General features: G+C 65.1%; 23 protein-coding genes, 1 tRNA gene and 1 pseudogene. 15 read left to right on the top strand and 10 right to left on the bottom strand.

The genetic code is table 11. The features are described 5' to 3' along the window. Positions 1-74: 74 nt before the first annotated feature. Positions 75-194 (top strand): annotated as a pseudogene (locus ACQY4T_RS06190) (helix-turn-helix domain-containing protein); the annotation flags it as partial. A 72-nt stretch (positions 195-266) separates the two neighbouring features. Here ACQY4T_RS06190 and ACQY4T_RS06195 read toward each other — a convergent pair. Both ACQY4T_RS06195 and ACQY4T_RS06200 read right to left on the bottom strand, forming a co-directional pair. Then, on the bottom strand, positions 267-650 hold the full coding sequence (locus tag ACQY4T_RS06195; RefSeq protein WP_428538970.1) for a DUF3658 domain-containing protein: 384 nt from the start codon (positions 648-650) through the stop codon (positions 267-269). Between the two features lie 450 nt (positions 651-1,100). After that, entirely contained in the window at positions 1,101-1,742 is a 642-nt protein-coding gene (locus ACQY4T_RS06200; RefSeq protein ID WP_428538972.1) for a TetR/AcrR family transcriptional regulator, read from the bottom strand. 84 nt (positions 1,743-1,826) lie between these two features. On the opposite strand from ACQY4T_RS06200, the gene ACQY4T_RS06205 reads away from it, so the two are divergent. The 3 genes from ACQY4T_RS06205 to ACQY4T_RS06215 are packed head-to-tail and all read left to right on the top strand — an operon-like array spanning position 1,827 to position 7,840. After that, positions 1,827-3,395, top strand: a complete 1,569-nt coding sequence (locus tag ACQY4T_RS06205; RefSeq protein WP_428538974.1) for an efflux transporter outer membrane subunit — start codon at positions 1,827-1,829, stop codon at positions 3,393-3,395. Next, positions 3,392-4,771, top strand: a complete 1,380-nt coding sequence (locus ACQY4T_RS06210) for an efflux RND transporter periplasmic adaptor subunit (RefSeq protein ID WP_428538976.1) — start codon at positions 3,392-3,394, stop codon at positions 4,769-4,771. Before ACQY4T_RS06205 ends, ACQY4T_RS06210 begins: the two co-directional genes overlap by 4 nt. Further along, on the top strand, positions 4,772-7,840 hold the full coding sequence (locus tag ACQY4T_RS06215; RefSeq protein WP_428538978.1) for an efflux RND transporter permease subunit: 3,069 nt from the start codon (positions 4,772-4,774) through the stop codon (positions 7,838-7,840). A gap of 377 nt (positions 7,841-8,217) precedes the next feature. On the opposite strand, the gene ACQY4T_RS06220 is transcribed toward ACQY4T_RS06215, so the two are convergent. After that, a complete protein-coding gene (locus tag ACQY4T_RS06220; RefSeq protein WP_428538980.1) occupies positions 8,218-8,799 on the bottom strand; it encodes a TIGR00730 family Rossman fold protein in 582 nt (193 codons plus the stop codon). A gap of 126 nt (positions 8,800-8,925) precedes the next feature. On the opposite strand from ACQY4T_RS06220, the gene ACQY4T_RS06225 reads away from it, so the two are divergent. From ACQY4T_RS06225 to ACQY4T_RS06240, 4 genes are all read left to right on the top strand, one after another. Further along, on the top strand, positions 8,926-9,384 hold the full coding sequence (locus ACQY4T_RS06225; protein WP_428538982.1) for a c-type cytochrome: 459 nt from the start codon (positions 8,926-8,928) through the stop codon (positions 9,382-9,384). 112 nt (positions 9,385-9,496) lie between these two features. Beyond that, the gene (locus ACQY4T_RS06230) at positions 9,497-9,712 is read left to right on the top strand and encodes a ribbon-helix-helix protein, CopG family (RefSeq protein ID WP_428538984.1); all 216 of its coding nucleotides are present in this window, start codon (positions 9,497-9,499) and stop codon (positions 9,710-9,712) included. Next, positions 9,706-10,071 carry a type II toxin-antitoxin system VapC family toxin gene (locus tag ACQY4T_RS06235; RefSeq protein ID WP_428538986.1) on the top strand — a complete coding sequence of 122 codons (366 nt, stop codon included), beginning with the start codon at positions 9,706-9,708 and terminating at the stop codon, positions 10,069-10,071. Before ACQY4T_RS06230 ends, ACQY4T_RS06235 begins: the two co-directional genes overlap by 7 nt. A 213-nt stretch (positions 10,072-10,284) precedes the next feature. Then, the gene (locus tag ACQY4T_RS06240; RefSeq protein ID WP_428538988.1) at positions 10,285-11,118 is read left to right on the top strand and encodes a TauD/TfdA dioxygenase family protein; all 834 of its coding nucleotides are present in this window, start codon (positions 10,285-10,287) and stop codon (positions 11,116-11,118) included. Between the two features lie 358 nt (positions 11,119-11,476). Here ACQY4T_RS06240 and ACQY4T_RS06245 read toward each other — a convergent pair whose 3' ends face one another. After that, complete coding sequence (locus ACQY4T_RS06245) at positions 11,477-11,959, bottom strand: hypothetical protein (RefSeq protein ID WP_428538990.1); 483 nt, start codon at positions 11,957-11,959, stop codon at positions 11,477-11,479. Between the two features lie 70 nt (positions 11,960-12,029). Between ACQY4T_RS06245 and ACQY4T_RS06250 the strand changes: the two genes are divergently transcribed. Both ACQY4T_RS06250 and ACQY4T_RS06255 read left to right on the top strand, forming a co-directional pair. Beyond that, a complete protein-coding gene (locus ACQY4T_RS06250; RefSeq protein ID WP_428538992.1) occupies positions 12,030-12,491 on the top strand; it encodes an ABC transporter permease in 462 nt (153 codons plus the stop codon). 16 nt (positions 12,492-12,507) lie between these two features. Then, positions 12,508-12,639: a hypothetical protein gene (locus ACQY4T_RS06255; protein ID WP_428538994.1), complete on the top strand. Its 132-nt coding sequence runs from the start codon at positions 12,508-12,510 to the stop codon at positions 12,637-12,639. Positions 12,640-12,973: 334 nt separating this feature from the next. Here ACQY4T_RS06255 and ACQY4T_RS06260 read toward each other — a convergent pair whose 3' ends face one another. Continuing rightward, positions 12,974-13,258 (bottom strand): FAD-dependent monooxygenase, encoded by a 285-nt coding sequence (locus tag ACQY4T_RS06260; protein ID WP_428542747.1) that lies wholly within the window; start codon positions 13,256-13,258, stop codon positions 12,974-12,976. 355 nt (positions 13,259-13,613) lie between these two features. Then, positions 13,614-14,075 (bottom strand): FAD-dependent monooxygenase, encoded by a 462-nt coding sequence (locus ACQY4T_RS06265; protein ID WP_428538995.1) that lies wholly within the window; start codon positions 14,073-14,075, stop codon positions 13,614-13,616. Between the two features lie 115 nt (positions 14,076-14,190). Here ACQY4T_RS06265 and ACQY4T_RS06270 point away from each other — a divergent pair, with 115 nt between their 5' ends. Beyond that, a complete protein-coding gene (locus ACQY4T_RS06270) occupies positions 14,191-14,838 on the top strand; it encodes a TetR/AcrR family transcriptional regulator (protein ID WP_428538997.1) in 648 nt (215 codons plus the stop codon). A gap of 300 nt (positions 14,839-15,138) precedes the next feature. Beyond that, positions 15,139-15,495, top strand: coding sequence for a hypothetical protein (locus ACQY4T_RS06275; protein WP_428538999.1), 357 nt, complete (start codon positions 15,139-15,141; stop codon positions 15,493-15,495). 454 nt (positions 15,496-15,949) lie between these two features. On the opposite strand, the gene ACQY4T_RS06280 is transcribed toward ACQY4T_RS06275, so the two are convergent. Both ACQY4T_RS06280 and ACQY4T_RS06285 read right to left on the bottom strand, forming a co-directional pair. Then, positions 15,950-16,357 carry a RidA family protein gene (locus ACQY4T_RS06280; RefSeq protein WP_428539001.1) on the bottom strand — a complete coding sequence of 136 codons (408 nt, stop codon included), beginning with the start codon at positions 16,355-16,357 and terminating at the stop codon, positions 15,950-15,952. Between the two features lie 131 nt (positions 16,358-16,488). After that, a tRNA-Ser gene (locus ACQY4T_RS06285) sits at positions 16,489-16,578 on the bottom strand. A gap of 138 nt (positions 16,579-16,716) precedes the next feature. Between ACQY4T_RS06285 and ACQY4T_RS06290 the strand changes: the two genes are divergently transcribed. Further along, positions 16,717-17,694, top strand: a complete 978-nt coding sequence (locus ACQY4T_RS06290; protein ID WP_428539003.1) for a lipid A deacylase LpxR family protein — start codon at positions 16,717-16,719, stop codon at positions 17,692-17,694. Positions 17,695-17,812: 118 nt separating this feature from the next. Here the strand turns inward: ACQY4T_RS06290 and ACQY4T_RS06295 are convergent, their stop codons facing one another. Further along, a complete protein-coding gene (locus ACQY4T_RS06295; protein ID WP_428539005.1) occupies positions 17,813-18,757 on the bottom strand; it encodes an aldolase/citrate lyase family protein in 945 nt (314 codons plus the stop codon). A gap of 633 nt (positions 18,758-19,390) precedes the next feature. On the opposite strand from ACQY4T_RS06295, the gene ACQY4T_RS06300 reads away from it, so the two are divergent. Together ACQY4T_RS06300 and ACQY4T_RS06305 are read left to right on the top strand one after the other, a co-directional pair. Continuing rightward, positions 19,391-20,875: a purine-cytosine permease family protein gene (locus ACQY4T_RS06300; RefSeq protein ID WP_428539007.1), complete on the top strand. Its 1,485-nt coding sequence runs from the start codon at positions 19,391-19,393 to the stop codon at positions 20,873-20,875. 148 nt (positions 20,876-21,023) lie between these two features. Further along, a complete protein-coding gene (locus ACQY4T_RS06305; RefSeq protein WP_428539009.1) occupies positions 21,024-22,775 on the top strand; it encodes an ABC transporter ATP-binding protein in 1,752 nt (583 codons plus the stop codon). Positions 22,776-22,960: 185 nt separating this feature from the next. Here the strand turns inward: ACQY4T_RS06305 and ACQY4T_RS06310 are convergent, their stop codons facing one another. Next, complete coding sequence (locus ACQY4T_RS06310) at positions 22,961-23,695, bottom strand: SDR family NAD(P)-dependent oxidoreductase (RefSeq protein ID WP_428539011.1); 735 nt, start codon at positions 23,693-23,695, stop codon at positions 22,961-22,963. Positions 23,696-23,706 lie beyond the last annotated feature (11 nt).

Raw genomic sequence — 23,706 nt, forward strand, 5'->3', positions numbered from 1 at the left:
GGCACGATCGCCCAGGGGAAGCTGATTGGGAAAATGATTTGGGACCCGATTTCGGAACTGATTTTTCGGACCCGATGTACGACAGCGGCGACTACTCGATCAGCGATCTCGCCGAGCTGTTCTCCATCTCGCGGCCGCCCGTATACCGCACTTTCGGCCGCCAGCCTGGCGCACCTGCTGCCAAGGCACCCTGATCGGTGGGAGCCGATCCCGTTCTCCGAGAATGGGAATTGACCCTTATGCGGTTATAGCTTTGCAACGGTGGCTCAGTGGGGGACGGCTGGCAGGCGCAATTCGCAGTGCCGCATGTGAGCGAGATCGCCTCGCCATTCTAAACATCCTGTCTCAGCAAGGACGGCAAGGCGCGCGGCTAAAACCAGGTCGCAGGTTTGATAGACGCCAGCATCGTAAAATTCCGCGAAGGTGTCACCGACAATCTGTACCATTTTCTTCCAGTCACGAGTCGCATGGCGGAGAAGGATAGTATCAAAATAGTCGAACTGCGCGGAAACCAGAGCTTCACCCTGTATTACGCGGAGCGGGGCGTTTTCCGTTCTCAGCGTCTGCCACCGGGCTTGGTGGGCCGTGCGTTCCTCGGTCGAAAGCGGCACTGCTTGATCAAGCAGGTCTATCAGGTCCTCCGTGGTCATGAGTGGTAACTCCGCTCGTTCGACGATCAAGATCGGCGCGTCTTTGGCGTGCGATAACCACCACAAAAAACACGGCATAGCTGTACGTGTCCCGGCGGGATATCCACGTCGTTACAGGATCGGTCCGAGCTTCAAAAGCTGCGAGGAAGGCTTTGGTAGCATCCGTGAGATGCTGCCATTGGGCGCATCCCAGTTCTTGTTCTACCCATCGAACTCGGGCCTCGGCGTCCTCTGTGCATCTCCTTCCTCGCCGACGTTCGTTGCTACCGGAGCCTGCTCGTTTTTGCCATGTCACGTCCGATCAAGTGAGGCCGCTGCCAGAAGCGGACGGTTGCGAACCCACCGCTCTCGGGCATTCCGGCGTGCCACTTGGTGCTGACACAACCGTGCCAATCAGCGCTGAAGTCTACAGATTGCGGACCCGGTTCGGAACTGGATTGCGGACCTGGTTCAGGCCCGATAGGCGCGCAGGAATACCTCGGTGCCGCGCAGCGCTCGGCGCCGGATTTCCTCATGTGTGCTGAGTTCGGCCAGGCCGAAGGCGATCCGCGCCGGCAGGCTGCCTTCCCACAGGCTGACCAGATCATCCGCCGCGCGGTCGGCGTCATCCACCGCCAACTCGCCGCGCCGCGCCGCGGCCGCGATCATTGCAGCGAGCGCCCGGCGCACCCGCCCGGGGCCGGCGGCGTAGAACCGCTCCGCCAGTTCACGGTTGGCGCGCAGCGCGCCGGGCAGGGTGTGCGACATGTTGCAGATGTCCGATCCCAGGATCACGTCGAGGAAGCCGGTGCCGACCGCCAGCAGACGGTCGCGCAACGCGCCATGTTCGGGTGCCGAGAGCGCGGCGATCATCTGCTGGGCGGTGGCTGCGACGATGGTCTCGAACAGTGTTTCCTTATCTTGGAAGTGGCTGTAGACGGTCATCTTCGACACGCCTGCCAGACCCGCCACCGCCTCCATGGTCACCAGGTCGAACGGCTGACTGGCAAACAGGCGTCGCGCTGCCGTGATGATGGCCGAACGCTTGGCGGTGTCCTTGGGCCGCCCGGATCGTGTAGTGGCCCGGGGAGCAAGCACGGTAGCAGGCACCATCGCTGTCCTCTCGATTTAGATACTAGACCGATGGGTCCAGCATGGCACATACTGGACCCGCTGGTATAGGAATATGATCGACTTATGGCTTCCGCTGCAACCGTTTGGCCGGTCAGTCGCCCCGCTGTCGCGGCCAGGGCCGCGCTTGGGGTCGTCGCGGCCAGGGCCGCGCTTGGACTCGGGGTGGCGGTGCTGGCGACGGTGCTGGCCGGCTGCGCCGTGGGACCCGATTTCCATCCGCCGCAGCCGCCGCCCAGCACCCGCTTCACCGAGGCGGCGCTGCCCGACCGCACTGTGGCGGCCGCCACCGCGGGCGGTTCGGCACAGCGGCTGGCGTTGGACCGCGACATTCAGGGCGCGTGGTGGGACCTGTTCCATTCGCCCGAGATCAGCGCCTTGGTGGTTCAGGCGCTGAGAGCCAATCCCGATGTCGCCGCCGCCCAGGCGACGCTGCGCCAGGCGCGCGAAAACACCCGAGCCGAACAGGGGGCACTGGTGCCGCAGGTGAGCGCCAGCGCGGAATTTCAACGCCAGCGCGAATCGCTGGCCGGGTTTGGCTTCGGCAGCGGATCTTCGACCTTCTCGCTGTATACCGGGGCGCTTGACGTGTCCTACACGCTGGACGCCTTCGGCGGCATCCGCCGCCAGATCGAGCAGTTGAACGCCGAGGCCGAGTACCAGCGCTTCGAGCTGGAGGCGACCGACCTGACCTTGGTCGCCAACGTGATCAACGCCGCGATCACCGAAGCATCATTACAGGAACAGATCGACACTACGCACGACATCATCCGCGCCGACACCGACGGATTGAACCTGACGCGGCAGCGGTTCCAGTTGGGCGGGGTCAGCCAGGTGGACGTGCTGCAGCAGCAATCGCTGCTCAACACCCAGGTCGCGACCTTGCCCGGGTTGCGCAAGCAATTGCAGCAGACCCGCAACCAACTGGCGGTGTATCTCGGCGGCCGTCCCGACCAATATGCCAGGCTGACGCTGGATCTTGCCGGGCTGACGCTGCCGAACCAGCTGCCGGTTTCGCTGCCGTCGCGGCTGGTGGAGCAGCGGCCGGACATCCGAGCCTATGGCGCGCTGCTGCACTCGGCGACGGCGGCGGTGGGGGTGGCGACGGCCAACATGCTGCCGCAGATCTCGCTGACCGGCAGCTATGGCCGCACCGGCATCGACCCATCCAGCCTGTTCACCCCGGCCGGCATCGTCTGGAGCATCGCTACCAGCATCACCCAGCCGATTTTCGAGGGCGGCACGCTGACTGCGCGCCGGCGTGCCGCGCAGGCCGCGCTGCAGGTTGCCGCGGCGCAGTACAGCAGCACGGTGAACACCGCGTTCCAGAATGTCGCCAACGCCCTGGTGGCGATCGAGCGTGACGCGGAGACCCTGCAAGCCTCGCTGGCGGCACAGAAAACCTCGGCCAACAGCCTGGCCGTGGCGCGCTCGCAATACGCCGCCGGCGCGGGGACCTATCTGAACGTGCTGACGGCTGAACAAACCGATTTCTCCTCGCGACTGAACCTGATCGTCGCCCGTGCCGCCCGCTTCACCGACACCGTCGCCTTGTTCCAGGCGCTGGGCGGCGGCTGGTGGCACCGGAGCGACGTCGATCCGGCGGTCGCAAAGTGCTGCGGAGTGCTGCCATGAACGACACCACCACACTGCCGCGCACCACCCAGCGCCGGCCCAGGACCTGGCTGCGGATGAGCGTGATGCTGCTGCTGGTGGCGTTGCTGGCGGCCGGGCTGATCTGGTTCCAGCAGTTCAAGGCCGGCATCATCAAGCACGTGGTGACGACGATCCGATCGCAGGTTTCCACCGTCGCCACCGCCAAGGCCTCGATGCAGCTTTGGCAGCCGAGGCAGACCGCGGTGGGTTCGGCGCGCGCCTCCAACGGCGCCGACCTCGCGGCCGAGGTCGCCGGGGTGGTGGACCGGATCGATTTCCAGTCCGGCCAGACGGTGGCCGCCGGCACCGAGTTGCTGCGGCTGCGGCCGAACGACGACGACGCCAAGCTGGCGCAGTTGCAGGCCAATGCCGAGCTTGCCGCGATCAACTTGCAGCGGGATCAGCGGCAGTTGGCGGCGCATGGCGTGGCGCAGGCCACGGTGGACAGTGATGCCGCAAACCTGAAGGTGGCGCGCGGGCAGGTTGCCGCGCAGCAGGCGCTGATGGCGGAAAAGCTGGTGCGCGCACCGTTTGCCGGACGGCTGGGGCTGCGCCAGGTGGACAAAGGGCAGTATATCGCCGCCGGAACGGCGATCGTGACGTTGCAGCAGCTCGATCCGATGTATGTCGATTTCTATCTGCCGCAGCAGGTGTTGGGACAAATAGAGGTCGGCCAGAAGGTCGAGATCAGCGCCGATGCCTATCCAAAGCGGACCTTCGAGGGAACGATTTCGTCGCTGAATTCCAAGGTCGATTCCAGCAGCCGGATGCTGCAGGTGCGGGCAACCGTGGCGAACCCGGACGGGGCGCTGCTGCCCGGGATGTATTTGAGCGTCTCGGTCGCCACCGGCCAACCGCAATCGCTGGTGACCATCCCGTCCACCGCGGTGGCGTTCAATCCGTACGGGTCGCTGGTCTATGTGCTGCACGATGCGAAAGACGCGCAGGGGCGCGATGCAAAGGACGCGCAGGGGCACGATGCGAAAGACGCGCAGGGGCACGATGCGAAAGACGCGCAGGGGCGCGATGCAAAGGACGCGCAGGGGCACGATGCGAAAGACGCGCAGGGGCGCGATGCGAAAGACGCGCAGGGGCGCGATGCGAAGGACACGCAGGGGCACGATGCAAAGGACGCCGCAGGGAGCGCGGAGGGGACGGATCAGCAGGTCGTCAATCAGCAGTTCGTCACCACCGGCGCTGCGCGGGGCGATCAGATCAGCATCTTGAAGGGTGTCACCGCGAACGACGTGGTGGTCACCGCCGGGCAGTTGAAGCTGCATAACGGATCGCCGGTGAAGATCGACAACTCGGTGCAGCCCACGGACAACCCCGCGCCAGTGCCACGGGATCAGTAGATGAAATTCACCGACATCTTCATCCGCCGCCCGGTGCTGGCCTCGGTGGTCAGCCTGATGCTGCTGGTGATCGGGCTGAAGGCGTTCCAGGCGCTGCCGATCCTGGAATACCCGAAGACCGAGAACGCGGTGGTCACCATCACCACGGTCTATTACGGTGCCGATCCGGAAACCGTGGCCGGGTTCGTCACCACGCCGCTGGAGAACGCTATCGCCCAGGCCAACGGCATCGACTACATGGCCTCGAACAGCGTGTCCGGCACCAGCACGATCACCGCGAACCTGGTGCTGAATTTCGACCCCGACAAGGCGATCACCGAGATCACCTCGAAGATCAACTCGGTGATCAACCAGCTCCCGACCGGGGTGCAGCAGCCGACGCTGTCCGTGGCGATCGGGCAATCGCTGGATGCGCTGATCATCGGGTTTTCCAGCAAGGACCTGTCGCCGAACCAGATCACCGATTATCTGGTGCGCAACGTGCAGCCTCGGCTGCAGGCGGTTCCGGGGGTGCAGACCGCGGAACTGCTGGGCGGGCAGAACTTCGCGCTGCGGGCGTGGCTGGATCCGGCGAAGCTGGCGGCCTATGGGCTGACCGCGACGGATGTGACCGCGGCGCTGGCCGGCAACAACGTGGTCGCCGGGATCGGCACCACCAAGGGCCAGATGGTGCAGTTGAACCTGACCGCCTCGACCACGCTGCATTCGGCGCAGCAGTTTCGCAACCTGGTGGTCAAGCAGGTCAACGGCGGCATCATCCGGCTGGGTGACCTGGCCACCGTGACGCTGGGGTCCGACGACTACGAATCGAGTGTCGAATACAATGGCCAGAAGGGCGTCTATCTGGGCATCCAGACGGTGCCCTCGGCCAGCCTGCTGGCGGTGGTCAACGGCGTCAAGGCGGTGCTGCCCCAGGTCCAGCAGCAGCTTCCGGCCGGGCTTTCGGGTGACGTGATCTATGATTCCACGATCTTCGTGAACAGCTCGATCCATGAGGTCGAGCGATCGTTGGCGGAGACCGTGCTGATCGTCACGCTGGTGATCTTCGCTTTCCTGGGTTCGCCGCGTTCGGTGATCATTCCGGTGGTGACGATTCCGCTGTCGCTGATCGGCACCTTCGCGGTGATGCTGGCGCTGAATTTCTCCATCAACCTGCTGACCTTGCTGGCGTTGGTGCTGGCCATCGGGCTGGTGGTGGACGATGCCATCATCGTGGTGGAAAGCGTCAACCGCCATCTCGAGGAGGGCATGCGCCCGAGGGACGCGGCGATGCGGGCGGCGCGCGACCTGGCCAACCCGATCATTGCAATGACCGTGGTGCTGGTCGCGGTGTATGTGCCGATCGGGTTTCAGGCCGGGCTGACCGGAGCGCTGTTCAGCGAGTTCGCCTTCACCGTGGTCGGCGCGGTGACGATGTCGGCGGTGGTGGCGTTGACGCTGTCGCCGATGATGTGCGGCTTGCTGCTGCGGCCGCACGCGCAAGGTCAGGCGGGCGGATGGTCGGATCGGCTGACCAACCTGATCGATCGCGGCTTCACCCGGCTGCAGAACGGCTACCAGCGGCGGTTGCGCGGCAGCTTGCGCACCTTGCCGGTGACCTTGCTGTTCGCCGCGCTGGTGATCGGCAGTATCTACTTCCTTTATGGCAGCGCCAGCAGCGAACTGGCGCCGCAGGACGACCAAGGGGTCGTCATCCTGCTGCCGACCTCGGCGCCCGACGCCACGCTGCAGCAGAAGCAACTGTTCGGCGACCAGGTGCAGGGCATCATGGAGAAGATACCGGAGGCGGATCAGACCTTCCAGGTGATCAGCCCGATCATGTCGATCTCGGGGGTGACGCTGAAACCGTGGGACCAGCGCCGCCGCGGCGCCACCGCGATCCAGCAGGAGCTGCAGAACCAGCTCAGCGCGGTGGCCGGTCAGCGGATCGTCGCGTTCCAGCCGCCGGCTCTGCCGGGCGCCGAGGGATTGCCGATCCAGTTCGTGCTGAAGTCCACCCAGCCGATCGGCACGCTGTATCCCGAGGCGCAGAAATTCCTGGCCGATGCCACCGCCAGCGGATTGTTCCTGTTCGTCGACAGCGACCTGAAGGTGGATGCGCCGCAGCAGGTCCTGGAGATCGATCGCGACAAGGCGGCCGGACTTGGACTGTCGATGGCCGATGTCGGCAATGCCCTGGGCGGCCTGCTGGGGGGCGCCTACACCAACTACTTCAGCCTGGGGTCGCGGTCCTACAAGGTGATCTCGCAGGTGCAACAACGCCATCGGCTGACCATCGATCAGGTGATGCGCTATCAGGTCGCCACGGTGAACGGCGCGCCGATCCCGATCTCGGCGATCGCGCGGGTGCGCCAGGAGACGGTGCCGCAGACCGTGACGCACTTCCAGCAGCAGAACTCGGCGACGATCCAGGGCGTGCCGTCGCCGGGGGTGTCGCAGGCCGATGCGCTGCACGCGCTGCAGCGGATTGCCGCGCAGGACCTGCCGCCCGACGTGCTGATCGACTATGCTGGCCCGTTGCGCCAGTTCGTGCAGGAATCGAGCGGCTTCGTCGCCACTTTCGGGCTAGCCCTGATCATCATCTTCCTGGCGCTGGCGGCACTGTTCGAAAGCTTTCGCGATCCGCTGGTGATCCTGGTGTCGATCCCGATGTCGATCGCCGGGGCGCTGGTTTTCATCAGCCTCGGGTTCGGGGGCGCCTCGCTCAATATCTATACCGAGGTCGGCCTGGTGACGCTGATGGGCCTGATCAGCAAGCATGGCATCCTGATCGTGGAGGTCGCCAACGAAGCGCAGCGGGCCGGCATGACCAAGCTGGATGCGATCATCCATGCCGCCGGATTGCGGCTGCGCCCGATCCTGATGACCACGGCGGCGATGGTGCTGGGCGTGGTGCCGCTGATCACCGCCTCGGGCGCTGGCGCGGCGTCACGCTTCAACATGGGGCTGGTGATCGCCAGCGGGCTGTCGATCGGCACGCTGTTCACGCTGTTCGTGCTGCCGGCGGTGTATCTGGTGGTCGCGGCGCGCCATCGCACCGAGGAGGCGATGGCGTTGAGCCCGGCGTGAGGGCTTTGGGCGGGTTGCAGGCAGATGGGTGACAGGAGGGTCGCCTGGGGGGAGAGCCGGGATCGGGATTGTGCCACCCGGGCAGTCCGCGGTTGGTCGGGGCGGCGGACCTCGCTAGGTTGGGTGCCTTAAGCTTCAACGCGTCAGTCATCGCCGGCGACCTGAACGCGCCCGTCTACGGCTTACCGGCTCCCGCCCATTGGAACAGTTCGACCCATGCCGCACCGGTAAAGGACATGACCGGCGCTGGATTCGGCGTCGTCGGCAATCCGCCGGTCGTCCAGCGGATGTCGGAGGTCGCGGCACCCGGTCGGAGAGTGCCGTCGGGGGGCCGCTCGTTGGAATGCAGGTGCCAACGCCGGGGCGGACGTCGCCGGCTACAGCCGCTCCGGATGTCCGCCTGTTCCGGCCGGCAGCGCGTTCAGCCGTTGCAGCACCGCCGGGACACCCTCGATCACCTCGAACAGCTTGCGGCTTCCGGGATCGGCGAAGCCTTGCTCGATCGCGTGATCGATGGTGGCGACCAGCGGGTTGGCCGACCCGGCCACATTGCACAACAGGATCGGCTTGTCGTGCAGCCGGAGCTGGCGCCAGGTGATGATCTCGAACGCTTCGTCGAACGTGCCGAGGCCGCCGGGCATGATCAGGAACGCATCCGATTCCTCATACAAACGGCGCTTGCGGCTGTGCATGCTGTCGGTGACCACCATCTGCGTGACGCTCTCGTGCGCGACTTCCCATTGCGTCAGGAACTCCGGGATCACCCCGAGCGCTCGGCCGCCGGCGGCCAGTACTGCGTCGGCGACCACGCCCATGATGCCGATCCGGCCGCCGCCGAACACCAGCCGGATGCCGGCCGCGGCCAGGCCGCGACCCAACGCCCGTCCGGCTTCGGCATAGGCGGGGTTGATGCCCACGCGGGAGCCGCAAAACACGGCGAGGGACTGGATGGCCGTCATGAATATCCTTCTGGTCAAGTTCGGCCAGTCTGTCCGCTGCGCCATAAACCTGCTAGCGAATCATCGTGGCGGCACAGGTTCGTTACGACATTATGAGAGATTAATCGAGCAGGAAGGTCCTACCGGATGACAAAACCTATCGCTTTATGTGCCGCCGCCGTCATGCTCGCCGCGCTGGGTGTCGCCCGGGCCGACAGCCCCAGTGGCGCCAGCGGCATCGACCCGATCGCCGTGCGCCAGGCCGGTTATGCGCTGCAAGGCGGCGATTTCGCCTATATCCGCTCGGTCGTGGAGGCCAAGGGCGATGTCAAGCCGCTGGAGGTCCCGGCCAAGGCAATCAGCAAATGGGGCCGGGTGATCCCGACGCTGTTCCCGAAGGGCTCCGAGACCGGCGAAAACACCAAGGCGCTACCGAAGATCTGGTCCGACCCGGACGGCTTCCAGAAGATCGCGGTGGCGCTGGTGCAGGCCTCGGACAAGCTGGCCACCGATGCCAAGGCCGGCGCGACCGACCTGGTGGCCGCCGATACCAAGGAATTGGGCAAGCAGTGCGGCGCCTGCCACAAGGCCTACCGCGCCAAGTGACGCGCAAACCACTCGCCGGCTCGCCGATCGACCTGCGTCCGTAGCGGAAACCAATTGAACTTTGATCCGCTAGATGATATATGATGTCGATATCAGATATGGACCCCGGCAGATGCGTACTCTCATCGACCTCCCCGACACCCAGATCCAGGCTCTGGCCGCGCTGTGCGAACGGGTCAGGCAGCCCCGTGCCGCGGTCATCCGGGAAGCGGTTGCCGAATACCTGGAACGCCGTGCCAGCAAGTCGGCCGACGCCGCCTATGGGCTGTGGGACGCCGACGCCATGGACGGGCTGGCGTATCAGCGCAAGGCCCGCGCCGAGTGGTGAAGGCGCTGTTCGACACCAACATCCTGATCGACTTCCTGCGCGGGGTGCCCGCCGCCCGCGACGAATTGAACCGCTTCCCGGACAAGGCCATCAGCATCATCACCTGGATGGAGGTGATGATCGGGGCACCGGAACTCACCGAACCGGGAACCCGGGGCTTCCTCGGTGGGTTCGCCCTGGTGGACCTCGACCAGGCGGTCGCCGAACGCGCGGTGACGTTGCGCCGCCAGCATCGGCTGAAACTGCCCGATGCCATCGTCTTGGCATCGGCTCAGGTCCGCGCCATGCTGTTGGTGACACGGGACTCCAAAGGCTTTCCGCCCGACGACCCCGGCGTGAGGATGCCGTATCGGATCTGACATCTGTCGATATCTGACACCTGTCGATCTCGCGGTGGCCGGGTGATCCGGCGTTGGCCTGACGGGGCGCCGGCGCGGACCCAGGGACTTTGACGATCCGCCGCCGCTTGACGATCAGCAGGCGCTTGACGATCCGCCGCCGCCTGACGATCAGCAGGCGCTTGACGATCCGCCGCCCAAGGCATTCCCTCTCCCCCGCAGGAGGCACCGCCAATGGTCCAGATACGTCCGCTTGCGCCCGAGGTCGGTGTCGAAGTTTCCGGCGTGGACCTGCGGACCCTGGATGACGCCGGATTCGCACCGATCTACCAGGCCTGGCTCGACCGCAACGTGCTGGTGGTCAAGGCCCAGCACCTGACGATCGACGACTTCCTGGCCTATAGCCGCCGCTTCGGCATCGTCTCGCCGCACCCGTCGAAAACCACGCGCCATCCCGACCGGCCCGAGATCACCGTGCTGGGCACCGGCAAATTCAACCCCGACGGATCGTTGAACCAGGCGATCTACCGCCGCGGCGCCGAAGGTTGGCACACCGACGGCGCCTATGACGCGATCCCCTTCAAGGCGACACAACTCTACGCCCTGGCGATCCCCGACAGCGGCGGCGACACGCTGTTCGCCAGCGGCTACGCCGCTTACCAGGCGATGCCGGAACGCTTGCGCCGCCGCCTGGACGGGGTGAGCGGCGCCTTTACCTATGGCGGCCGCCGCAAGGCCCAGGCGCTGCTCAACCCCGAGGACCGCGACCGCGCGCCGGTGTTCCACCCGATCATCCGCACCCACGGCGAGACCGGCCGCCGCTCGCTTTATTTCGACCCCGGCAAGATCGTGTCTATACAAGGCGCCGAGGCCGAGGAAAGCGACGGTCTGATCGAGGAGCTCACCGCGCTGATGATCCAGCCCGAGGCCCGGTACCGGCATAAATGGCAGGTCGGCGACGTGGTGATCTGGGACAATCGCTGTTCATACCACAAGGCTGCCGGCGACTACCCGCCGGAGCAGGATCACATCCACTGGCGCACCTCGATCAAGCAGCCGGCAGCCTGACCCGCGCTAGCTAGGCAGGACTTCGGCACCGCCGCTGGCGGAGTGGGGGGCCAATGCTGAACACGCTGTGACCGGCGATCTATGTCCAGCCGCTGGTCACCGTGCTGCCTGGCTTCTGCATTTTCATCACGAGTTTCCGCTTCAACATGGTCGGCGACGGCCTGCGCGCGGCGATGGACGTCCGCGGCTGATCGGTGGGGCGTCATGGTGAGCGACGCACGGATACGACGATGCACGCCCTTGGCTATGACTATGCGCCAGGTGTTGCAAATCGGAAGACAGGCCCCAGTATTGCTCAAATGGTTTCATACCAGGCGGCCGGTGTAGACTTCGTGGTTACTCATACCGGTCGCTCGGGCTATTCGACGCCGATCCGGTCACGCAGCTCCAGCCACCATCCGTACGACGGCGGCCAGTGTTCCCACTTCGGGTCTGTCCCCAGCGCCTGGGCGGCGTGCAGGGCCCAATGCGGGTCCATCAGCGCCTCCCGCCCGATGGCGATCAGGTCGGCCTGTCCGGATTGCAGGATCGTCTCGGCCTGCGGGCCATCCAGGATAACGCCGACCGCCATGGTGGGGATAAGGCTGTCGCGGCGGATCACCTCGGCATAGGGAACCTGGTGGCCGCGCTTCAGCTTCACCCGGCGCTTGGCGAAATCCATCATCGAGTTCTCGGCACGAATCCCGCCTGACGAACAGTCGATCAGGTCCACGCCGCGTGCCGCCAGTTCACGCGCCAAGGTGCAGCTATCGCCAATCGTCCAGTTCACGACAACGCAGGACATCGGCTTCGCCGCCGCGATGGGCAACATCCTGATGTTGGTCGCCGTTCTTTGCTTCATCCTGCAATACGCGCTGTTGCGGCGCCGGAGCGGAACGTGACCTGGCGTGGGGCATGAATCGGAGGGCGGCATGAGGCGGTTCCGCCGGCTGCTCCGAAGCGGCAACGGCGCGACGATGCTGCTCGGCCTTTATGTTGTTCTGTTCCTGATCTTCATCCTTCTGCCGATCGCCGCGGTGATCGTCGTCTCGTTCTCTGACGCCTCGTTCATCGCCTTTCCGCTGCGCGGGTTCAGCTTGCGCTGGTATGCGAAGATGATCGCTTACCAGCCGTTCATCGCTGCGCTGACCACCTCGATCGAGTTGGCGCTGGCCTCCGCCTTCATCGGTGCCATCCGGGGCTGTCCCGCCGCGCTCGCCCTCGCTCGGACGCGCAGCCTAGCGGCGGGGTTGCTGGCCAATCTGCTGCTGGCGCCGATCAGCGTGCCGGCGATCGTGCTTGGATTCTCGCTGCTGTATTTTCTTTCGGCGCTGTCCTTTGGCCTGTCCTTCGCGGCGCTGCTGGTGGCGCATTCGGTCGTGGCGGTTCCCTAACATAGTGCCTGTGGTCATGCTCAGCTACATGCAGAACAACTTCGATCCCTCGATCGCCGCGATCAGCGTCGTGCAGATGTTGATCGCGGTGGCAACCCTGCTGGTGCTCGACCGGGTTTACGGCATCGAGCGCCTGACAGCCGTATAGCACCTGATGTGGACACTGCCTGGGAAGCGATCTCCGCGCCGCTCGAACGGGTCAGCAGCGATCCGCAGCTGCCGGCGCATGCCGACGCGGTGGTGGTCGGCGGCGGCATCGGCGGGGGGTGTGGGGGATCACTTGGTCGGACGGGAACGATAGCGCCGGGATGCCATCATCCGGGGCTGGATGGGAAAGCCATGGAAAACCCAGCTTGCTGGCGGGCCGTGCAGGATCAAGCTGGGTACTACGCCGACGCCATCGCACTCCGGTGTCGGTGGTGATGGCCTGCTGCGCCCGAGGGCGATCAAGACTATCGCCGCTAGCCGGCGCTCCTTTCCATCTATCGGGCAGCCGCCATCAACCGAGTCAGCGCCGACGGCGGCTTGCGCGACTGCGTCTGGATGCGCGCCGTCACCGACGCTCGTGCAGCCTGATATTCGGCCAAGGCGCCCGGCAGATCGTTACGGTGTTGTCCGACCATCGCCGCTGCGAGAGCCCCGGCGTCCTGTATAGCCTGGTTGGCGCCCTGACCGTTCATCGGCGACATCGGATGGGCCGCGTCGCCCAACAGCACGACGCGACGGTCGGCCCAATTTCGCGATCGGTTCCTTGTCGTAGATCGGATGGGTCGTCACATCCGCGGTCCGACCCTCAATCAGGCGAACTATCAGCGGGTCAGCGTCGGCGAAGGCAGATAATAGTTCGTCGGCGGACGTCGCACTCCATGATGTCTCCGGCGGCGTCTGAGCGGGGATGCCTGCGCTGACCCAGACTTCCGCCCCGCCTCGGATCGGGAGAAGCAGAAACGTCAGCTTTCCGACGAGCCAAGTGCGAAGGCGATCGTTGGGCATGTCGGCAGGCTGAAGGGATGCGGGCGCGATAGTCCGGTTCGTCACCAGCTTGAGGAAAGTCATCGGCGTCGAGTCGAGAAGGATGCGAGCGATCGAACGAAGTCCGTCCGCCCCGACGATAAGCTTTGCTTAAATATGGCGGCCGTTTTGGAAAGTCGCCTCCGCATGGTCGGGCGCATTCTCGATCGAAGCGAGGCGATGACCGAGATGGACCCGGGTGCGTTGCATCTTCGAGGCCAAGGCGTAATGCAGATCGGCGCGATGCACGCTGTATGCGCTTTTCGCCTCGCCCTCCTCGACGGCGGTCGGCGTGGAGCCGAAGATCGATCCTCGGCCGTCGCGGACTTCCACCTCGCTCACCTCGACCATCTTGGGCCGCAGGTCGTCGAGCACGCCCCATCGGCCAAGCAGCGCCATGCTGGGTTCGCGGATCACGACGGCGCCCCCGGCTTCGCGCAACTCGGACGCTTGCTCGAAACCGTCGACAGTGAACCCGGCTTCGCCAAGCGCCACCGCGGTGGCCGTCCCGCCAATGCCCGCGCCGATGATCGCGATGCCGAGGGACTGGTTTTGTGAGGTGGAACCAACCATGGCTTGCTCCCTTGGGGAACCGGTGCAAGTGGAGACTTCGTTTCCACTTATCCCTTTTAGCGTTAAGCGGAGAAACTGTCTCCACAAAAGATCTGAGATCGAAGAGGGAGCGAATATGACGGTCGAAGCCAGCGCGAAACGCCCGCTCAGGGCGGACGCCGCGCGCAATCAGGCGCGCATTCTCGCGGCCGCGCGATCGGTTTTCAGCGCCCGGACGCTGGACGTCTCGTTGGACGACATCGCCCGCCATGCCGGCGTCGGCGTGGCCACGCTCTACCGACGGTATCCCGACCGCGAGAGCCTTGTGGCGGCGCTGTTCGAGATCGAAATGCAGGGAATGGTCGAGATCGCAAGCCACGCCCTGGCGGCGCCCGATCCGTGGGAGGGATTTACGACGTTGCTGTGCTCGATGTTCCGGTCCGTCGCTGAGGACAGGGGCCTGCGTCAATCCTTGCTCAGCTCGCGCCAAGGGCAAGGTGTCATCTTCTCCAGCAGGCTCGAATTGATCAGGCTCCTAACCTTAGTCGTCAAAAGAACGCAGGACGATGGCAGACTGCGCAGTGAAATAACCGCGCAGGATATCCCTCCCATGATCCTGATGGTCGGTGTCGTGGCGGACTTTTCATCCAGGGTAAATTCCAAATTATGGAAACGCTACGGTGCGCTCTTGATCGATGCCCTGTCCGCACGTGGTGAACAGGCAAGCCTGAAGCCGAAGGCTTTGACCCCGAGCGAATTGTTGCAAGCGTCCGAGTTATGGTGAAGGTGATTGAGACGACCGTTATGGTCCGGGTGGCTCAGGTCCGGTGACTCGGCGAAAGTGAGAAGGGGATGCCGCCATCTTCTCGTTACGGCTCTGTCGAAGCAGCAGCGAGCACAAGAGCTGAAACCCGCGGATACTGTGGCTCGCCCCGGCGTAGCTTGGCGGGCCGTGCAGGACGAAGGTGGGCACTATGTCTACGCCATAGCGCTATGAGCGCCCCCGACAATGGCTCAGGCTGATCAACACGCTCATGAATTGGCATGAGCCACCGCATTCAACCGCGTCAGATGGAGAGACGCCGTGATCGTTCGTAAATTCACAATCGCCGACGCTTCGTTCGAACGCTCGCCCGGGCAGCACGGCGACGTGTTCGCGGGCAATTTGATCGACGAGCGGCACGGCGGGCCGATCACTATCGGCTACGGACGCTACGCGCCCGGCCAGAGCATCGACGTGACGCTCGCAGTCGACGATGTCATGGTGGTCCTGGAAGGACGGCTATCGGTCTCGACCGACGCAGGGACGCTCACCGCCGGTCCGGGCGAAATCGTCCATATGCCTAAAGGCGAGGCGGTCACCATCCGCTCGCATGAGGAGGGCGCGGTGACGGCTTATGTCACTTATCCGCACTGGCGGGAGCCGTCGAGCGCGGCGTAACCAGGGCACGGCTTCGCGCGCTCAAGGTGGCGGTTCGCGGCGTCATCGATCGCACCGACGCCGGTGGTTTGCGCTGGCAGCCAGCTTTCGGCGCTTCTTGTCGGTCTTACGTTTCAGACGCCACCTCCTGTCATCGGCGGCGACGTCGCATAACGTCGCGCAATTGGCGCCCATTGGCGGCCCATGCTCGATGAAGATGGGCAATATGTCTCGCTATCGCGCTACGATAGGTGGGCGCCTTCGGCACGCTTCAAACGCAGGGCTGGGCCCGTACAGGTCACACGGAGGTCGCGATGGCTCGAACTGGCCGTTAGGTGCCCGGCAGCTTTCGGGAGGCGGACTCGCAATAGTTGCGGTTTGCGGACGGCGCCGATCATACACCGGCGCGAGCGGCGACTAATATGCCATGCGGATTTCCACGCGGCATATCGCGCGCCCGCGCCGTTTCAGAATTCTAAGCGGGTAATATTCGGCCGGGGATACGGGCGATGACCTTGATCTCGAAGTCGAACCCCGCGAGCCAGTTGACGCCGATCGCCGTCCAGTTCGGATAAGGCGCTTCCGGGGAAGACTTCGCTTTAACGGTCATGATCGTGCCGAACTGATTTTCGGGATCGGTATGAAAGGTCGTCACGTCGACGATATCGTCAAGCCCGCATCCGCCCGCTTGCAGGGTCGCCTCGAGATTGGCGAATGCCAGACGGACCTGAGCCTCAAAGTCCGGCTCGGGCGAGCCATCGCTGCGACTGCCGACCTGACCGGACACGAAAAGGAGATCATTTGATCTGATCGCTGCGGAATAGGTCTGTGACGTGTAGAGGTCATGCCGACCGGCGGGGAAAACGGCGTCACGCTGGGCCATAGGGAATTCTCCTGTTGTGGGTCGCTGGAACGCGGTGCTTTGTCCCACAGGCCGTCAGTCAGGCAACCTGCGGGGACCCAGCGGCGTAGCGACTGCGGCTTTAGAGTGGCAAACGGCGGGAAACGGCGGCATGGCGGATGGGGTGGGATTCGAACCCACGGTACGCTTGCACGCACGGCGGTTTTCAAGACCGCTGCCTTCAACCGCTCGGCCACCCATCCCGTTCGATTGAAGTTACGCAATCGTTCGGTGCATCTCAAGTGTTGACGAAATGGTGTCTAGCCTATCATGTCTGGCTGATGTTTTGCCTCCTCGCTGCCCCTCACACCAAAAGCCCCTGTTAGATGAAATTTCGGACTATGACGGCCGTCGTGGCGGTGCTGACGCTTCCAGCGATCGCGGCGAGGGCGCAGCCTGCGCCGGATACAGCCGGTATCTGGACGTTGCAGGGTGAGAATGCCTCGATTTCGGCCGGGACTCCGACGGACCGGCTTTATGTGAACGGTCTGCGGCTTGGCTGGACCTCACCCACCACGGTGGTTCCCGATTTCCTGGCGGATCTTGGCCGCACGCTTTGGGGCAACGGGCAGCAACGCGTAGCGGTCGATCTGATGCAGCAGATCTACACGCCGACCGATACCTCGCTTTCGGTACCGAACCGGTTCGATCGGCCTTATGCCGGGGTTCTGCTGGGCAATTTCTCGCTGATGAGCGACTCGGCGGACACCAGAAGCGTGCTGACGCTTAGCCTGGGTGTGGTCGGACCCGGGTCGGGGGCGGAGAATGTGCAGAACGGTTTTCACGATCTGATCGGGCAGAACCAGACCAATGGCTGGGGTGGCCAGATCCAGAATACTCCGGCGATCGAGCTGTCGCACGACCGCACCTGGCGCATGCCGCTTGGCACCGTGGCCGGGCTGGAGACCGACGCGCTGCCGGCGCTGACGGTCGGGGTCGGCGACCTGCGGGATTATCTGCAGGCCGGGGTCACGTTCCGCTTCGGGCAGGGGCTGAACTCCGACTTCGGCGTGCCTCGGGTGCGTCCGGGACTGAGCGGGGGCGATGCGTTCACCCCGACGCGGCCGTTCGCGTGGTACGTGTTCGGTGGTGTCGATGGCCAGGCGGTGGCCTACGACCTGCTGCTGCAATCCTCGCCGTTCCGCGGCGGGCCGCATGTTTCGACGGTGTGGGACGTGGGGGAGATGCAGGGCGGGTTTGCGGTGATGGCGTACGGCATGCGGCTGACGTTTGCCTATGTCGCGCAGACGCAGGAGTTCCAGGGCCAGACCGGCGGGCTGCACCAGTTTGGTTCAGCCTCGATTTCGTTTCGGTTCTAGCATCCGATCTTGGAGACGCGCGAGATGCCAGACGTCCGCGATTCGGTGCGTCGATCGGATAGTCAAACAAGTGGCGACGTATCGCGCTTTACTTAGGCGTGATGCCAGGGCTGGTCGCCTAGACCGGCATCGCCCGGGCCTGGTGGCGGCGGCCGATCGCGGCCATTTCCGGGCTGTGTCCGGAGATCACCCGCACGCCTTCATCCAGGCGCGCGGTGATGTTGCCGGGGTGGCAGCCTTCCAGGAACGCGATGTTGTTGCGCCGGCAGGCGGCGAACACCTTGTCCCGGGCTGCCTGCATCAGCGGCGGGTAGGGGTCGCGCAGCAGCTTCACTGAACCAAGCGAGAGGCTGAGGTCGCCGGGTCCCATTTCGGCGAAGCCTAGTCCGGGGACGGCGCAGATCGCCTCGGCGTTGGCGATGCCTTCGGGGCTTTCCAGCTTGACCCCGAGTAGCAGCTCGCCGTTCGGATTCAGCGGCCAGGGGTCGCAGCGGTCCATGTAGGCCTCGGGCGGCAGGCCCCAGACCGGGGCGGCGGTGGTCTCCGATCCGCGACCGCGGGTGCCGATGCCGAGCAGGCCATCGTTGGCCCGCGGCCGGGGGGTGCCGTGCAGGCGCGCCTCGGGCGACGGCAGCGCCGGGTCGACGGCTTCGGTGTGATGAGGGTAGCGGCAGGCCTCGACAAAGGCGCGGACGGCGTCGGCGGTCTCGGCCTGGCACAGCAGGATGCCGTGCACGCCGCGGCCCAGGATCTGGCGGAACTGCCAGGCGTTGAAGCGAACGTTGGCTTCATCGGTGCCGTTCAGCGGGGCCTCCACGATGACCGCCGGGGTGCGGTGACCGGACCGGGTCGGGCCGGCGTCGATCATGCCGCGGAGGTATTCGGCGAGGCCGGTCATGTCGAACGCGCCATGCTCCATGCCGACGTTGATGTAGTCGGCCCAGGTTGCGGCGTCGGCGCGGCCCTGCTCGTAGGTCAGGACGTGGCCGCTGTGGGCGCCGTCGTAGTAGATCGCCTGATCCTGCTGCAGCAGTTCGATGGCGCGGTTGATCCGGCTTGGCATTTGGGCTGCTCCTTGGATCGGGTAGTTTGCAACCATGGTCGGGAGACCCGTCAAGCCGGGCGCGCCCGACGAACGCCGCAGTCTGGCTGGATTGGCCTGTTCCGGCGTGGCAGCGGGATATCATGATCGGCAGGTGTGACCTTGGCACAATAGATTTGTTACGCAACGATCTTTCGGGCCGGGTGAAAATCGGTTGGCACGGTTGGGTTGCATGGCGAAAATACATGCACGTTGCATCCGAGAGGTCGTTTACCGCCCATCATGAAGGCAAGATGCAGTGACTCCCTGTTGGGCCGGTTATCTTGTGGACGCGGGATTGTTTGATCCAGGCTTGATGGAATCAAAACAGGCTGGATCGCTGAAGTGGCGGCTTCGGATTAATCCGTTACGGAGTCGTGGCTAATGTACGGGACTGCCGGCCTGCGCGGCGCCCGGCATCGTCAGATCCATCCCCGTCGGATCTCCGCGCTCTGTATAGGCATCGGTCGGGACGCCGACGCGTGAGGGCCGCTTGAAGCCAGGTACGCTTCGTGCATCGCGACTGCTCGGCGAGTCGCATTTCCATTGCACGATTTCGTAACGATTTGACGCCGTGCGTGGGAAGGTTCCGCCCTTCAGCTCGGGGATGCCACGATGGACGACGCCATCACCGCTGCCAAACCGCGACACACTGAACGGGAACTGGAAGAGCGGGTGCGCCATCGCTACCGCCAGCCGAGAGGCGTGGAGCAGTTCGGTATCGAACCAATACCGCATGAAAAGCGGACGGTGCGCTGGTTCGACGTTTTCGCGATCATCTTCGGTTTCGCGCTTAATCCTGGGTCGATCATGACAGGTGGATTGGCGGTGGTTGCTGGCCTGTCCTTCAAAGGGGCGGTGGTCACCCTGACCGGGGGAACGATGCTGGCGATGGTGTTCTACGTCGTGATGGCGACCATTGGCTCCGATTATGGCATTCCTGGCCAGGTCGCCACCCGGATGACGTATGGCATACGCGGCGCCAAATACGTGCCATCTTTTCTGCGCACCATCGCGTCCACCTACTGGTTTGCGTTTCAGACCGTGGCCGGGTCGATGGCCGTGGTGGCGGTGCTGCGGCATTGGACTGGTGTCAGCTACTCGCTGGTCAGCGTCAGTCTGATCTTCGGGGTGCTGCAGGCCGTAGTGGCGATCGTCGGCTACGACAGCCTGAAATATCTGTCGCGCGTTGCGCTGCCGTTCAAGGTGCTGGTTTTGGGCTACATCATGGTCGTGCTGATGACCAACGGCGATCCGCACTTCGCACCGTCGGCGGTGTTGGCTTATCCCGGTTTGCCGAAGTCCAACTGGATCCTATTCGTGACCTGGGGCAATGCGGTCGCCGCCGGTTCGATCACCATGGTGACCGACGCGGCCGACTTCTGTCGCTACACGCGCTCACGCTCCGACATGTGGTGGGGTACGCTGCTCGGGAAATTCATCGGCGAGGGGTTTGCCTGCATCCTGGGGGCCTATGGCGCGGCGGCCACCATGGGAAAGGTGGCAAACGTGTTCGACGTCGCTTCGGGTCTGGCGGATGCCTGGCCGGCGTACCTGGCGTTCCTGATCGTCATCGGCCTGGACAACTGGACCATCAATGTCCTGAACCTTTACACCGGGGGTCTGTCGCTTTCCAACATGCTGCAACGGCTTGGCCGGTTCTGGACCACGTTGATCATCAGCGTGCTGGGTGTCTCGCTGTCCGCGTTGCCTGGCGTGGTCAGCGGCTACACCGCTTATGTCGGCCTACTGGGCAATTTTTTCTCGCCGATCACCGGTGTGCTGATCGCCGATTACATCGTGATGAAGCGCTGCCGTATCGACCTGGCGGCACTGTTCCAGGAAAATGGCATCTACTGGTATTGGCGCGGGTTCAATCCGATCGCGATCGCTTGGACCGTTCTGGGTTTCCTGATCTACATGTATGTCGTTCCGACGGCGATGATGAAAACCATCTCCACGGTATTGATCTGCGGGGTCGGCTATTGCCTGACCACGGTGCTGGTCGCCACCTATTGGTCGGCGCTGGGGCGCGCTTCGCGGCCGAGCGAGCAGCACGGTTCGGCCGAGGAGTTGGCGTGGCAGTTGGCTGAACGCTAGGGCCGCGGCGCAAACTTTCCAGACGGCGTGGCCACTTGGTAACGTGGGGCGATGCTGAAACGAGGATCCGGATGGGGCCGCTGAACGCTGCTGCCAGCGGATGGCACGCCATGGCGGAATAGCGCGTCTGCTGATAGATGGCCCTGCCATGATCGCTGCTCGCTCCGACCGCACCACCGGGTTGCTCGGCCGTCTTTGGCGCGAGCACCTGATCAACCACAAGCCGCGGCTCGCCCTGGTGCTGGTGCTGACGCTGGTGATGGCCGGGGCGACGGCGCTGTATCCGGTGGTGATCAATCACGCGTTCGATATGTTCACTCATCACGACCGGCGCATCCTTTACCAGATCCCAGCCCTGGTGGTCGTGGTGACCGGCTTCAAGGCGGTGGCGCAGTATTTCCAGAACGTGCAGGTGCAGCAGATCGTGCTGATGGTGATCCGCGAGCTGCAGGGTCGCATGTTCAGCCACCTGACGCGGGCCGACTTGGCCAGGCTGGAGCGTGATGCGCCGGCTCAGCTCGCCGCCCATTTCACCACCGATGCGGCGACCATCCGCGAGGCGTTGACCCGCGCGGTGAACGGCGTTGCCGACCTGATCACGGTGATCGGGCTGATCGGCAGCATGATCTATCTGAACTGGCTGCTGTCGTTGATCGCGGCGGCGCTGTATCCGCTGGCGGTGGTGCCGATCGAGCGGATCGGCAAGCGGGTGCGCAAAGCCTCGGGCGGGATGCAGGAACGGGTCGGCGAGACCGCCGCGCTGCTGAACGAGAGTTTCGCCCAGGCGCGCACGGTGCGGGCGTATCGGCTGGAGGCGAGCGAGACTCGCCGGGCCGAGGCGGCGTTCCAGCAACTGTACAAATCGCTGCTGCGGATGACCAAGAGCCGGGCGCGGGTCGAGCCGGTGCTGGAGGTGCTGGGCGGCGCGGCGGTGGCGGCGGTGATCGGTTTCGAGGGCTGGCGCGCCGCGGTCAGCGACCACGCACTGGGCGACTTCACCGGGTTCGTCGCGGCGCTGCTGATCGCGGCCAGGCCGCTGCGCGCGCTGGGGTCGCTGAACGCGGCGCTGCAGGAGGGCCTGGCCGGAATGGTGCGGGTGTTCGCCGTGGTGGACGAGCCGGCGGCGATCAAGGATGCGGCGGATACGGTGGCGCTGCCGGCGGGCAGCGGGCACGTGGTGTTCGAGGACGTCCGCTTTGTTTATCCCGATGGCCGCAGCGGGCTGGCCGGGCTGAGCTTCGAGGCGTTGCCTGGGACCACGGTGGCGCTGGTGGGTCCGTCGGGCGGTGGCAAGTCGACCGCGCTGGCGCTGATCCCCAGGTTGCAGGACGTTACCGGCGGGTCGGTTCGCATCGATGGCGCTGACGTGCGGGCGGTGACGCTGGCCAGCCTGCGCGATGCCATCGCCTATGTCGGGCAGGACGCGCTGCTGTTCGACGACACGGTGGCGGCCAATATCGCGATGGGGCGGCCGGGTGCGGGGCAGCCGGAGATCGAGGCCGCCGCCGAGGCTGCCGCGGCCGCGGGATTCATCGCGACGCTGCCGGCCGGCTATGACACCGTTGTCGGTCCGGGCGGGCAGCGGCTGTCCGGCGGCCAGCGTCAGCGGGTGGCGCTGGCGCGGGCGTTGCTGCGCAATCCGCGCATCCTGCTGCTGGACGAGGCGACCAGCGCGCTGGATACCGAAAGCGAGGCGGCGGTGCAGACGGCGCTGGCCGCGTTGCGCCGCGGCCGCACGACGATCGTGATCGCGCACCGGCTGTCCACGGTGCGCGATGCCGATCTGGTGGTGGCGCTGGCGGCAGGGCGGGCGGAGGAATCCGGCACTCATGCGGGATTGCTGGAGCGGGGCGGGCTGTATGCCCGGCTGGTGCGGAGCCAGAGTTTGCTGAATGCGTGAGCGGGGCGTGGAGGGCGAGCTGCTCCCCGGGGCGGGCTGCTTGCGGGGGATACGCTGCGTTCGGGACAAGCTGCGTTCGGAACAAGCTGCGTTCGGTACAAGCTGCGTTCGGGGCATGCTGCTTTCGGCGGCGGGACTGGTGGTTGCGGCCGGGCACTGGCAGTGGCGAAAGGTTTTGTGGCGGGTCAGTTGAACGACAGGCCGCCGGACAGTGCGACGGTCTGGCCGGTCATGTAGGCGTTGCCGATCAGCATCAGCACGACCTGGGCGACTTCGTCAGGCGTGCCGAAACGACCGAGCGGGATGCGGGATGGGGAGGTAGCGAGGCCGGATCTGAGCATGTCGGTTTCGATCAGTGAGGGGGCGACGGCGTTGACGGTGATGCCGTGCTGGACGAGGCGGGCGGCGTAGCCTCGGGTTAGGCCCTCGAGGCCGGCCTTGGAGGCGTTGTAGTGCAGGCCGACGCCGCCGGCGCCGCGCGCCGCGCCGGAGGAGATGTTGACGATGCGGCCCCAGGCTTGCGCGCGCATGTGTGGCAGGGCGGCCTGGGTGCAGAGGAAGGCGGATTTCAGGTTGACCGCGATGGTTTGATCGAAGTCCCGCTCGGTCAGGTCGTCGAGGCCGCGGATCAGGGCGATGCCGGCATTGTTGACCAGGATGTCGATCGGGCCGACTTGTTCGGTGACGGTGGCGAGCATTTTGGCGACGGCGGCGACATCGGATACGTCGGCGGCCACGGCGATTGACTTTAGGCCGATGGCGGTGATTGCGGCGGCGACGCTGAGGGCTTCCTCGGCGCGCTGGCGGTAGTTGACCGCGACGGCCGCGCCGGCTGCACCGAGGGCCAGGGCGATGGCGGCGCCGATGCCCCTGGACCCGCCGGTGACCAGGGCGACGCGACCGCTGAGGTTCGGCGACATGGGTGGACTCC

Origin of the sequence: Rhodopila sp., assembly GCF_965277825.1 — a bacterium.
In the GTDB taxonomy this organism is placed as follows: Bacteria; Pseudomonadota; Alphaproteobacteria; order Acetobacterales; family Acetobacteraceae; genus Rhodopila.